The sequence below is a fragment of the Flavobacterium sp. JAS genome (genome assembly GCF_020991455.1).
Classification (GTDB): Bacteria; Bacteroidota; Bacteroidia; order Flavobacteriales; family Flavobacteriaceae; genus Flavobacterium.
In genome coordinates, this window is record NZ_JAJMOX010000005.1 from 215,001 (window position 1) to 227,507 (window position 12,507).

General features: G+C 32.5%; 12 protein-coding genes. 1 reads left to right on the forward strand and 11 read right to left on the reverse strand.

The genetic code is table 11. From position 1 onward, the window contains the following. Positions 1-261: 261 nt before the first annotated feature. From LPB88_RS08885 to LPB88_RS08935, 11 genes are all read right to left on the reverse strand, one after another. A complete protein-coding gene (locus LPB88_RS08885; RefSeq protein ID WP_230714709.1) occupies positions 262-1,377 on the reverse strand; it encodes a FecR family protein in 1,116 nt (371 codons plus the stop codon). Positions 1,378-1,466: 89 nt separating this feature from the next. Beyond that, the gene (locus LPB88_RS08890; protein WP_230714711.1) at positions 1,467-2,078 is read right to left on the reverse strand and encodes an RNA polymerase sigma factor; all 612 of its coding nucleotides are present in this window, start codon (positions 2,076-2,078) and stop codon (positions 1,467-1,469) included. Positions 2,079-2,508: 430 nt separating this feature from the next. After that, positions 2,509-2,937 carry a hypothetical protein gene (locus LPB88_RS08895; protein WP_230714713.1) on the reverse strand — a complete coding sequence of 143 codons (429 nt, stop codon included), beginning with the start codon at positions 2,935-2,937 and terminating at the stop codon, positions 2,509-2,511. A gap of 142 nt (positions 2,938-3,079) precedes the next feature. After that, on the reverse strand, positions 3,080-3,952 hold the full coding sequence (sucD, locus tag LPB88_RS08900; RefSeq protein ID WP_089351425.1) for a succinate--CoA ligase subunit alpha: 873 nt from the start codon (positions 3,950-3,952) through the stop codon (positions 3,080-3,082). 84 nt (positions 3,953-4,036) lie between these two features. Further along, a complete protein-coding gene (locus LPB88_RS08905; protein ID WP_230714715.1) occupies positions 4,037-4,399 on the reverse strand; it encodes a nuclear transport factor 2 family protein in 363 nt (120 codons plus the stop codon). 1 nt (position 4,400) lies between these two features. After that, positions 4,401-5,330: a UDP-3-O-(3-hydroxymyristoyl)glucosamine N-acyltransferase gene (locus tag LPB88_RS08910; protein ID WP_230714717.1), complete on the reverse strand. Its 930-nt coding sequence runs from the start codon at positions 5,328-5,330 to the stop codon at positions 4,401-4,403. 136 nt (positions 5,331-5,466) lie between these two features. Next, positions 5,467-6,033, reverse strand: coding sequence for an elongation factor P (gene efp / locus LPB88_RS08915; protein ID WP_026985157.1), 567 nt, complete (start codon positions 6,031-6,033; stop codon positions 5,467-5,469). A 95-nt stretch (positions 6,034-6,128) separates the two neighbouring features. Further along, on the reverse strand, positions 6,129-6,914 hold the full coding sequence (gene lpxA / locus LPB88_RS08920) for an acyl-ACP--UDP-N-acetylglucosamine O-acyltransferase (protein WP_017497513.1): 786 nt from the start codon (positions 6,912-6,914) through the stop codon (positions 6,129-6,131). 75 nt (positions 6,915-6,989) lie between these two features. Further along, positions 6,990-8,378 carry a bifunctional UDP-3-O-[3-hydroxymyristoyl] N-acetylglucosamine deacetylase/3-hydroxyacyl-ACP dehydratase gene (locus tag LPB88_RS08925; protein ID WP_230714719.1) on the reverse strand — a complete coding sequence of 463 codons (1,389 nt, stop codon included), beginning with the start codon at positions 8,376-8,378 and terminating at the stop codon, positions 6,990-6,992. Further along, positions 8,371-9,414 (reverse strand): UDP-3-O-(3-hydroxymyristoyl)glucosamine N-acyltransferase, encoded by a 1,044-nt coding sequence (lpxD, locus tag LPB88_RS08930; RefSeq protein ID WP_230714721.1) that lies wholly within the window; start codon positions 9,412-9,414, stop codon positions 8,371-8,373. Before lpxD ends, LPB88_RS08925 begins: the two co-directional genes overlap by 8 nt. A 39-nt stretch (positions 9,415-9,453) precedes the next feature. Further along, positions 9,454-10,683 carry an HD domain-containing protein gene (locus LPB88_RS08935; RefSeq protein WP_230714723.1) on the reverse strand — a complete coding sequence of 410 codons (1,230 nt, stop codon included), beginning with the start codon at positions 10,681-10,683 and terminating at the stop codon, positions 9,454-9,456. A 221-nt stretch (positions 10,684-10,904) separates the two neighbouring features. Here LPB88_RS08935 and LPB88_RS08940 point away from each other — a divergent pair, with 221 nt between their 5' ends. Continuing rightward, positions 10,905-12,458: a bifunctional response regulator/alkaline phosphatase family protein gene (locus tag LPB88_RS08940; RefSeq protein WP_230714725.1), complete on the forward strand. Its 1,554-nt coding sequence runs from the start codon at positions 10,905-10,907 to the stop codon at positions 12,456-12,458. The last annotated feature ends 49 nt before the right edge of the window (positions 12,459-12,507 follow it).

Here is a 12,507-nt window from a genome sequence, read left to right on the forward strand (position 1 = left end):
TGAATTACTCTTTACAGAGAGCAATTCAATTTTACAAGTGTCGAATATGTTACAGCATTTCGACACTTTTTTTTATACATTATCTTTCACATAGGCTTTTTTAGGTTTGGTTTGGTTTTGGTTTGGTTTATACTTTGGTTTTGGTTTGTTTTCAAAAGAAATAAATTACACTACTATCAAAAAAAAAGAAAGAATTTACTTCAAAATATTATTTTTTCAGAGATACTAATTTCTTGTATAATTACAGTTATACATATCAATTTAATTACAGCCCTCCGAGGTAATGATGATTTGATTACCGTTCATTTCAAAACTGGTGTTATTCCCAATACTTTTACACACAATTTTTAATTTTTCTGTCAAAGGCTGGTCACTTAGTGAAGTAGTGAGATGACAATCTTTTAATTTGTCTTTAGGATAATCAATATCTACTAAATATGCCTGCTCAATTGTTTCAAAAATCTGAGAAACCGGAATATCGCTAAACTCAAAGCTTAGCTGTTCAATGTTTCCAACGCTTTTAGCAAGTGCAACATCCTGAGTAATATTTGTAATTTTATTAAACTTTAGATCATTACGCACAAATCGTAATGCTTGATTGGGAAGTAAAACTATTTCTTCTTGATCTGATTTTGAAATCATTTCATTAGACTTAACCTTAACTTTACCGGTGCGAACAAGAACTTCGACATCAGGTTGATCAGAATAAGCTTTAACTCTAAAACTAGTCCCAACCACCTTTGTCACAATCTCGTTTGCATAAACGTAAAAAGGTTTTTTAGGATTTTTACTAATTTCAAAGAAACCTTCGCCGGATAAATACACCTTTCTTTCGTTTCCGGTAAAGATTTTAGGGTAACTTAATTTACTATTTGGCTGTAACAAAACCGAGCTGCCATCAGATAATGTAATGATTTGCGGTTTGTCAGAATTATTAGTCTGCTCGACTAATCCTTCACTATTTTCATCGATAAGTTCTTTGTAGGTAACAACTTTATTATCTGTTTGAAAATGATTTTTATAAAACCAAATTGATATTAATCCAAAAATTAAAGTTGCAGCAACTCCGTTAAGAAAACATTTTCTTAGGAATTTTGTGTTTGAATTTTCAGGTAAATCTTTTTGATTTTCTTTTTCTTCGATTTTCAGCCAAGTCGTTTCTAACGCTCTGCGAATATCTGAAGTTGATAATTTTGAATCCGGAACTTTCATCGCCAACAATAAGTGCCTTGCGTCTTCGACTAACTTTGCACGTTGCTGACTTTCTAAAGTCCATTCTTCCCAACCATCATTGTCGATTTTTAATAAAATCCAGGACTGGAATGATTCGTCAGATAAGAAGTCTTCTATTTCGGTATATCTATTACGTTTTTGCATCTAAAAATAAGGTTACAAAAACATAGAGGACAGCTCTCTGATTATATACTCACTAAATTGTGATTTTTTTTATATTTTTTTAAATAAAATTAAAAAGTACTTGAAGATAGTAACAGAAATAAAGAAAAACTACCCTTCCATTCTTTGCGAAGCGCAAGTAAACCACGGTACAATAAATTACTCGCCGATTGATAATTTACATCAAGCATTGCGGCAATTTCTTCTACTGCCAATCCTTGATGATATCTTAAATACAAAGCTTCTTTCTGGCGTGGCGGTAAATCATTTAATAATTTGTTCAAATAAGTAACTTTCTCTTTAGTAGCATAATCATCGTCTATAAGTTCATGCTCTACAGAAAACTCTAGCAAAAATGCAATAGAATCTGTATTTGTTGCTTTTCTAAAAATATGATCGCGCTCATGCAATCGTGCAATTCGTTTACGCACGCTTGATAATAAATACGCTTTTACAACCACTGAATGTTGCAATGAATTGCGGTAAACCCAGATATCTGTAAAAACATCCTGAATACAATCCTGTACTTTTTCATGATAGGGAGAAAGTGAATTTCCGTAGCCCACCAAATCTGCATAATATCTCTCAAATAACATGGAGAATGATTTTTCATCGCCCTCTTTTAGATTAGTCCAAAGGGTACTATCATCAAAGGTGCCGAATTCTAAAGTTGACGTTTTCATAATTTAATTTGAGGCAGAATTCCTGAAAATATGACATTGGTTTTAACATAAAGAATACAGTTTTTTAACATTATTCCCTACATCTGTGCGATAAATATATAAAAGCAAATTTTCAAAACCAATTTTTTTACACAAAAGAGATCGTTTCCTAACACAGAAACCACCTCTTTTGCCTGATTTAATTAGGCATTACGTCAAATAAAAAAAATGCAAATACTTAAAAAAATATTATAATTGTCAGATTTTATCACCATACTTTTCGGCTTCATTTTTTAACATTTAAAATATATCAGCACGCTTCGTTTGCAAAAAATGAACGAGAAATCTATTTAGAATCAAACAAAAAAGTCCCAGATAAAATCCGAATAAGACAAAAAAAAAGCCTTACTAAATAGTAAGGCTTTTGATATTTTTTAGCTAAAACTAATTCCTAGAATGCTACATTCCATCTTGGTAATCTTGCATTTTCATCTAAGAAATTTTGCAAAATTTGTCCTTCAACAGTAGTAGGAATTCCTTTTACATCAGCATTAAAAGTTTCATACCAAACTACTTCAAGAGCTTGAATATTTTCTAATTTCATTTGTGCTGGCCAAGAATATTTTCTTCCAGTTTTTGCAAATTGATGTCCGTTTACGATTTTATCATATAAACCACCATTTTTGCTTTTTAAAGTTCCATCATTCTGAACAGTTCCTGTAGAACCTACCATGATTAATTCTTTTGCATCTCCTTCAACAGCATAAACCACAAAAACTCCTGCGCCAGATTCCGGTGCATTACAAGTTTGTTCTAAACTATCTTCGATTGTAAAAGTAAAACTATTGCTTACTTTAAACTTTTCTAATTCTTTGTACATATTTCTTTTTTTTAAGCTTCTAAGGTTCTGAGAATCTGAGTCGCTAAGTTTTAAATTAAATTCCAATCATTTTAAAAATGTAAAAAAGTCTCAACAAAATATTGAGACTTTTTTTGGAATTTTTTATTTTGAATACTGGAGATTATCCAAGTACTTCTTTTACTTTTTTGCCAATTTCAGCTGGTGAATCAACAACGTGAATTCCGTTGTCTCTCATAATTTGTTTTTTAGCAGCAGCAGTATCATCAGAACCTCCAACGATAGCACCTGCGTGACCCATTGTTCTACCAGCAGGAGCAGTTTCTCCAGCGATAAAACCAACAACTGGTTTACGGTTACCATCAGCTCTTACCCATCTTGCAGCATCAGCTTCAAGTTGACCACCAATTTCACCAATCATAATGATGATTTCAGTTTCTGGATCGTTCATTAATAATTCAACAGCTTCTTTAGTTGTAGTTCCAATAATTGGATCTCCACCAATACCAATAGCTGTAGTGATTCCTAAACCTTGTTTTACAACTTGGTCAGCAGCTTCGTAAGTTAAAGTTCCTGATTTAGAAACGATTCCAACTGTACCTTTTTTGAAAACGAAACCTGGCATAATACCAACTTTAGCTTCACCCGGAGTAATAACTCCTGGACAGTTTGGTCCAATTAATCTAGAATTTCTTTCTTTAACATAATTATTTGCTTTAATCATATCTGCTACAGGAATTCCTTCTGTAATAGCAATAATTACTTTAATTCCAGCGTCAGCAGCTTCCATAATTGCATCAGCAGCAAAAGCTGGTGGTACAAAAATAATAGATGTATCAGCTCCAGCTTGATCAACAGCATCTTTTACTGTGTTAAAAACCGGACGATCTAAATGGCTAGTTCCTCCTTTTCCCGGAGTAACACCACCAACAACATTAGTACCGTACTCAATCATTTGAGAAGCGTGGAAAGTTCCTTCGCTTCCTGTAAATCCTTGAACAATTATTTTGGAATCTTTATTAACTAAAACACTCATGATATATATTTTATGTAGTTTTTAAAATTGTGATGCAAAAGTAAGGTTTTGTAACGTATTTTAACCTTTTTGTCTTCAAAAAAATTAAGAAAATTGACTCATTTGATAACCACGATATAATTTGTCGTCTTTTATTTGCCAAATAGTAGAAAAATGGGCCAATAACATCTCTTCTCTTGGGTTTTCAATCGTTTTTACAAAATGAGAATAACGTATTGAAACCAAGTCTTCTTCAGCAAGAATATGGCTTATTCTGACCTTAGAACGCACATAAGCACGGCTTAGTTCATTTGCCATATCCAACATCGAATTATAATCCATCTCTATCAGGCCTTTAGTGCTATTCCAATCTAACTTTACATCAGGATGTAAATAAGTTTTCATGATTTCGCTATCAATTAAGGCATCTGACTTGTAAAATTTTTGAACAAATTCTTTAATAGACATATTATTTCAATTTATTTAAAATTTCAGGAATCTTTTTGATGTTAGCTAATTGTTTTAGCTTTTCTCTTGATTCTTCGATTGGAGTTCCAAAATAAGATTTCCCTCCTTCTACCGATTTAGTAACACCAGTTTGCCCCATAATAACAGCCTTCGCTCCTATTGTGATTCCGCTGGTTGTCCCTACTTGTCCCCAGATTGTAACTTCGTCTTCAATAACAACACAACCTGCAATACCTGTTTGTGAAGCAATTAAACATTTTTTTCCAATCACAGTATCATGTCCAACATGCACCTGATTGTCCAATTTTGTTCCTTCACCAATTGTTGTATCACCGGTTACGCCTTTATCAATAGTACAAAGCGCACCAATACCAACATTATCTTCAATTACAACTCTTCCGCCAGAAATTAACTGATCAAAGCCATCCGGACGTTTTTTATAATAAAATGCATCAGCACCTAAAATAGTTCCCGCATGAATCATTACATTATCTCCAATTACGGTATGATCGTAAATAGTAACATTAGGATGTATCACACAATTTTTACCAATTGTAACGTTGTTTCCAACAAAACAATTAGGCTGAATTACAGTTCCTTCTCCAATAGTTGCAGAAAGAGCAATAGATACATTTGTTGCCTGAAAAGGTCTAAAATGTTTGGTTAGAGTATTAAAATCTCTGAAAGGATCATCAGAAATCAGAAGCGCTTTACCTTCTGGACAATCTACTTTTTTGTTAATCAAAACAATAGTCGCAGCCGATTGTAAAGCTTTGTCGTAATATTTAGGATGGTCTACAAAAACTATATCTCCAGGCTCAACAACATGTATTTCGTTCATGCCTAAAACCGGAAAGTTTTGGTCACCAATAAATTCGCAATTAAGCAAATTTGCAATTTCTTGTAAAGAATGAATCTTTGGAAATTTCATATTTTATAATTAGAAAATTTGTCAATTAGAGAATGTGTCAATTAGAAAATGTGTCAATTAGAAAATAAAAATTATTCATTTCTGCTGTTGCATCAATTTTCTAATTGACTCATTGACAAATTATCTTATTGACAAACTACTCTTTTACACGCTCCATGTAAGAACCTGAAGCTGTATCAATTTTAATTTTATCACCTTCGTTAATAAACAACGGAACGTTTACACTTGCTCCAGTTTCTACCGTAGCAGATTTTGTAGCATTTGTAGCTGTATTTCCTTTTACTCCCGGCTCAGCATAAGTAACTTCAAGAATTACAGAAGATGGCATATCTACTGATAAAGGCAAATCAGTTTCAGTATTTACCTGAACCATTACACTTGTACCTTCTTTCAATAATCCCGGAGCATCTAAGATGTTTTTGTTCAAAGAAATTTGCTCAAAAGACTCTGTATTCATAAAATGAAATTCATCTCCTTCAGCATATAAAAACTGGTAGTTATGCGTTTCAACACGCACATCGTCAATTTTATGTCCTGCAGAAAATGTATTATCTAATACTCTTCCTGTAGTTAAACTTCTTAATTTTGTTCTTACGAAAGCAGGACCTTTTCCAGGTTTTACGTGAAGAAATTCAACGATTTTATAAATATCGTGATTGAATTTAATACACAATCCGTTTCTAATATCTGATGTAGATGCCATTTTTGTTCTTTATTTATTTAATATTTTGTTTAATCGTCAAATCGTTTACCTGTTTTCGACTTAACGAAGTAACAAATAAACGATTAAACTTTTATCTAATAATTTCCTGAATAACCTTTCATAATTCCTCTTGATGAATTTCTAATAAAATCAAGAATTTCATCTCTCTCAGGAGTAGCTTCCATTTCAGCTTCAATAATACTTAAAGCTTGTGTTGTATTGTAATTCTTTTGGTATAAAATTCTGTAAATTTCCTGAATTTCTCTGATTTTCTCAGTACTAAAACCTCTTCTTCTTAAACCAACTGAATTAATTCCTACGTATGATAACGGCTCTTTTGCCGCTTTTGTATATGGAGGAACATCTTTTCTAACTAGAGATCCACCAGAAATCATTGCGTGATCTCCAATATGAATAAATTGGTGAATTGCCGCCAAACCACCAATTACGGCGTGATTACCAACAACTACGTGACCTGCCAAAGCAACACCGTTTACGATAATGGCATTATTACCAATTTCACAATCGTGAGCAATATGCGCATAAGCCATAACCAGACAGTTATTACCTAAAATAGTTTGTCCAGATGCAACTGTACCTCTATTGATTGTAACACATTCTCTAATTGTACAATTGTCTCCAATAATAGCAAGAGAGTCTTCTCCGCCAAATTTTAAATCTTGTGGCACCGCAGAAATTACAGCTCCTGGAAAAATATTACAATTTTTACCAATACGAGCACCTTCCATGATGGTCACATTTGAACCAATCCAAGTACCATCACCAATAATAACATTATTGTGAATTGTTGTAAAAGGCTCTATTACAACGTTTTTAGCGATTTTGGCGCCGGGATGAACATATGCTAATGGTTGATTCATCTGTATGTTTTATATTTTAAAATTAAAATAATCTAATTTGGGCAACAAACGTAAACAATAAAATTGATTTAATTATTATTGTTTTCTTGCAATTTGAGCCATTAATTCTGCCTCAGTTACTAATTTTCCGTTTGCGTAAGCATTTGCCTGCATATGACAGATTCCTCTTCTGATAGGAGAAATCAATTCACACTTAAAAATTAAGGTGTCACCAGGCAATACTTTGTGTTTAAATTTAACATTATCAATTTTCATGAAATATGTCAAATAATTTTCAGGATCCGGAACGGTGCTTAAAACCAAAATCCCTCCTGTTTGTGCCATTGCTTCAACAATTAAAACTCCTGGCATAACTGGCGCTTCAGGAAAATGTCCAACGAAGAAATTTTCGTTCATTGTTACATTTTTCATACCCACTACATGACTATCAGACATTTCTATAATTCTATCAATTAATAAAAATGGAGGTCTGTGTGGCAATACAGCCATAATTTTATGAATATCCATCAATGGCTCCAGGTTTAAATCGTAAACCGGCACATGATTTCTTTGTTCAATTTTGATGATTTTTGCTAATTTTTTGGCAAACTGTGTATTTACATAGTGTCCTGGTTTGTTAGCGATAATTTTTCCTTGAATTCTAACTCCAATTAAAGATAAATCTCCAACAACATCTAATAATTTATGTCTTGCAGCTTCGTTTGGATAGTGTAAAGTAAGGTTATCTAAAACTCCGTTTGGTTTAACTGAGATTTTATCTTTCCCAAAGGCTTTCTTTAAATTCTCCATTGTAGCATCAGATATTTCTTTATCTACATATACAATAGCATTATTTAAATCTCCACCTTTAATTAATCCGTTTTCTAAAAGAGACTCTAACTCGTGTAAGAAACTAAAAGTTCTTGAATTAGCGATTTCTTCTTTAAAATCGGCTATACTTTTCATAGTTGCATTTTGAGTACCTAAAACTTTAGTACCAAAATCAACCATTGCAGTTACTTGATAATCATCACTTGGCATAACCAAGATCTCGCTTCCGGTAGTTTCATCAGTAAACGAAATAACTTCTTTTACTACATAAACATTACGTTTAGCATCTTGTTCTTCAATTCCCGCATTTTCAATTGCTTCAACAAAGTATTTTGAAGAACCATCCATAATTGGAAGCTCAGAAGCGTTTAATTCAATAATAATATTATCCAAATCACATCCAACTAAAGCAGCTAAAACGTGTTCTGGTGTTTGAATTTTTACACCTAATTTTTCTAAATTAGTACCTCTTTGCGTGTTAACAACATAATTAGCATCAGCCTCAATGACTGGTTGACCTTGCAAATCTACTCTTACAAAAGTGAAACCATTATTAATTGGAGCTGGTTTAAAAGTCATTGTAACTTCTTTCCCAGTATGTAATCCAACGCCTGTTAGTGAAATTTCATTTTTGATGGTCTTCTGTTTAACCATTATTTCCATTTTTTGGGTTTATTATTTGTTTCTTTAATTCATCCATTTCGGCCACAATTTTAGGCAGATTCCTGAAATGAACATACGATTTATTAAAATCACTATATCCAAGCGATGGTGAGCCTTGTAAAATTTCATCATCTTTAATGTTTCGTGCTACTCCTGATTGAGCCTGCAATCTGACATTATTACCTATAATCAAATGGCCTGCGATACCAACTTGCCCGCCAATCATACAGTTTTCTCCAATTTTTGTAGAGCCAGCCACACCTGATTGCGCCGCAATTACAGTATTTTTACCAATTTCTACATTATGGGCAATCTGAATTTGATTGTCTAATTTAACTCCTTTTCTAATAATTGTAGAACCAAGAGTTGCTCTGTCGATTGTAGTATTAGCACCAATATCTACATTATCTTCAATAATAACATTGCCAATTTGCGGTACTTTACTATATTCCCCTTTTTCATCCGGAACAAAACCAAAACCATCGGCACCAATAATAGTTCCCGAATGAATAGTACAATTGTTTCCAATTATAGTTTCAGAATAAATTTTAGCGCCTGCAAAAATATATACATTATCGCCAATAACAACATTATCGCCAATAAAACTGTTTGGATATATTTTTACGTTATCGCCCAAAACTACATTTTGCCCAATATAACTAAAGCTTCCCAAGTATAGATTTTCGCCATATTTAGTTCCTTCAGACATAAAAGACTGCGCTTCTATTCCGGTTTTATTCAATTTAACCTGATTGTAAAAATGCAAAAGTTTCGAAAAGGAAGCATAAGCATCCTCTACTTTTATTAAAGTTGTGGTAACTTCCTGCTCAGGCACAAAGCTATCATTAACAATCGTTACTGAAGCTCTTGTGGTATATATGTAGTTGATATATTTAGGATTAGCCAAAAAAGTAAGTGAACCTTCCTCGCCTTCTTCGATTTTAGATAACCGAGAAACTTCTGCATTGGGATTCCCAACAACTTCTCCTTCTAAAATTCCTGCTATTTGTTCTGCTGTAAATTTCATTGCGACAAAAATATAAAAAATAGATTTTAAATGTTAATTTTAGATAAGTTGTTTTGGGAAACAGATGTAATATTTTGTCACCAATTTAGATAACGATTTCAAATTCAGCTGATCAGATGCTTCAACAACATCCTCAATTGTTTTATCTTTTTTCAAAATTCGGATTGGTTCAGCTTCTTTACTATAAGCCTGGTTTTTTATTTTTCCTCTAAAAATAAAATATCCGGCTTCTAATTGTGTAATATGATGTTCGTTAGCAAATTCTTCTTTTAAAGATTGAGATTCTTCCATCGGAATTTTATCCGCACTCAATTTAATTTTAAGTAAATCTCTGTTAATGATCATTTTACTTAAAGTCGAAAGTATAAAATCATTATGTCTTTGCCACGCTTTTAAGGCGCTAATAATATCAAAATCATCTAATTGAGAGAACAAATCAAGCTTTTCGGCATCAAAATCCTCCAAAGCAACTTTGTTTTGCATAAAATACATCAGAGGCTCGCTGCATGGCAAAGCAACTCCTTTTAAAGTTAATTCTTTCGCTCTTTTTAGTACTTTCATCAAAATTAATTCGGCCACCAAACTAGTTTTATGCAAATAAGCCTGCCAATACATTAATCTTCTCGAAAGCAGGAATTTCTCTACAGAATAAATTCCTTTTTCTTCAATAACCAAAGTTCCATCAACTACATTCATCATCTGAATCAAACGTTCAGAATTAACATTTCCTTCTGCAACTCCTGTATAAAAACTATCACGTTTTAAATAATCCATTCGATCCATATCTAATTGACTCGAAATCAATTGCAGCATGAATTTCCTGTGATAATCACCTTTAAATACCTGAATAGCCAAGCTCAGTCTTCCGTCAAACTCCTCATTCAACTGATTCATAAATAATAACGAAATCGCCTCATGATTCACATCTTCAACAATACTCTTTTCCATAGCATGCGAAAACGGTCCATGACCAATATCATGCAGTAAAATAGCAATATACAATGCATTTTCTTCTTCTGTCGAAATTGCAACTCCTTTAAAACGAAGTGTCTCGACAGCTTTCTGCATTAAATGCATACATCCCAAGGCGTGATGAAAACGCGTATGATTGGCACCGGGATAAACCAAATACGACAATCCCATTTGCGAAATACGGCGTAAACGCTGAAAATACGGGTGCTGGATTAAGTCGTAAATAAGTTCGTTCGGGATGGAAATAAACCCATAAATGGGATCATTGAATATTTTTAACTTATTGATATGAGTCACTATTTGGTTCTTTTTAGGTCAACAAATATAAGTAAATAACTATAAACCATTTGGAGTTTTTTGCTTAAAAATCAACAATAATTTACACTGATTTTCAAGGTGATACCAAAATAAAAAAAAGATATTATATCTAAATCACAAATCATTATTCTGAAATTTATACTATTTTTAATACTTTTTAAGTTCTATACTTCTAAATTGCATTAAAATATAATTTGTTTATGGATAAGATAAAAATACTTTGGGTCGATGATGAAATCGATCTTTTGAAACCACATATATTGTTTCTGGAGAAAAAAAACTACGCTGTAACTACTTCTAATAACGGTCTGGACGCGATTGCATTGTTTGAAGAAGATAATTTTGACATTGTTTTCTTAGATGAAAATATGCCAGGAATGAGTGGCTTAGAAACACTTTCGGAAATGAAAGAGAAGAAATCGGCTATCCCGATGATTATGATCACCAAAAGTGAAGAAGAATATATAATGGAAGAAGCTATTGGCTCTAAAATCGCTGATTACTTGATAAAGCCCGTAAATCCGAATCAGATTTTATTGAGTTTGAAGAAAAATCTGGATCATTCAAGACTGATTTCAGAGAAAACTACTTTAGATTATCAAAAGGAATTTCGTAAAATCTCAATGGAATTAGCCATGGTTAATTCATTTGAAGATTGGATTGAATTGTATAAAAAATTGATTTTCTGGGAATTAGAACTAGAGAACATCAATGATCAGGGAATGATTGAAATCCTTGAGTCTCAAAAAGTTGAAGCCAATTCGCAATTCGGAAAATACATTGAAAGAAACTACGAAGACTGGTTTGTACCAAAAGCAGATAAACCTGTTCAGTCTCATGATTTATTTAAGGAATTAGTGGTTCCTGAAATTAAAAAGAAGGACAAACCTATTTTGTTTGTTGTCATTGACAACTTGCGTTACGATCAATGGAAATCATTTGAGACTGTGGTTTCTAATTATTATAAATTAGAAAAAGAGGTTCCGTATTTCTCTATTCTTCCAACAGCAACACAATACGCTAGAAATTCAATTTTCTCAGGTTTATTACCTATAGAAATGGAAAAACAATTTCCGCAATATTGGAAAAATGATGTCGAAGATGGCGGAAAAAACCTTTACGAAGCCGAATTTCTTTCTGCACAATTAAAACGTCTAGGTTTAAATATAAAGGAGGATTATTTTAAAATTACAAATTACGCTGGCGGAAAAAAACTGGCAGAAAACTTCAAAGCTCTAAAAGGCAATGATTTAGTAACTGTAGTTTACAACTTTGTAGATATGCTATCACACGCAAAAACAGAAATGGAAGTTGTAAAAGAACTCGCTTCAGACGATAAAGCGTATCGTTCTCTGACTTTGAGCTGGTTTAAAAATTCTCCATTACTGGAAATTATTCAGCAAGCTCAGCTTTTAGGTTTCAAATTAATTTTAACCACAGATCACGGTACAATTAATGTAAAAAACCCTTCGAAAGTTGTGGGAGATAAAAATACTAGTCTAAATTTGCGCTACAAAACCGGACGTAGTTTAACCTACGAACAAAAAGATGTATATGTAGTAAAAGAGCCTAAAACAATTGGTTTACCTGCAATAAATATGAGTAGTTCGTTTATTTTTGCCAAAAATGATTACTTTTTAGCCTATGTAAACAACTATAATCATTATGTGAGTTATTACAAAAATACGTATCAACATGGTGGAATTTCGTTAGAAGAAATGATAATTCCGTTTTTGGTATTTAATCCGAAATAAAAATTTATCGCCACGAATTTGCACTATTTTTTTCTAAAACTAAAAGAAA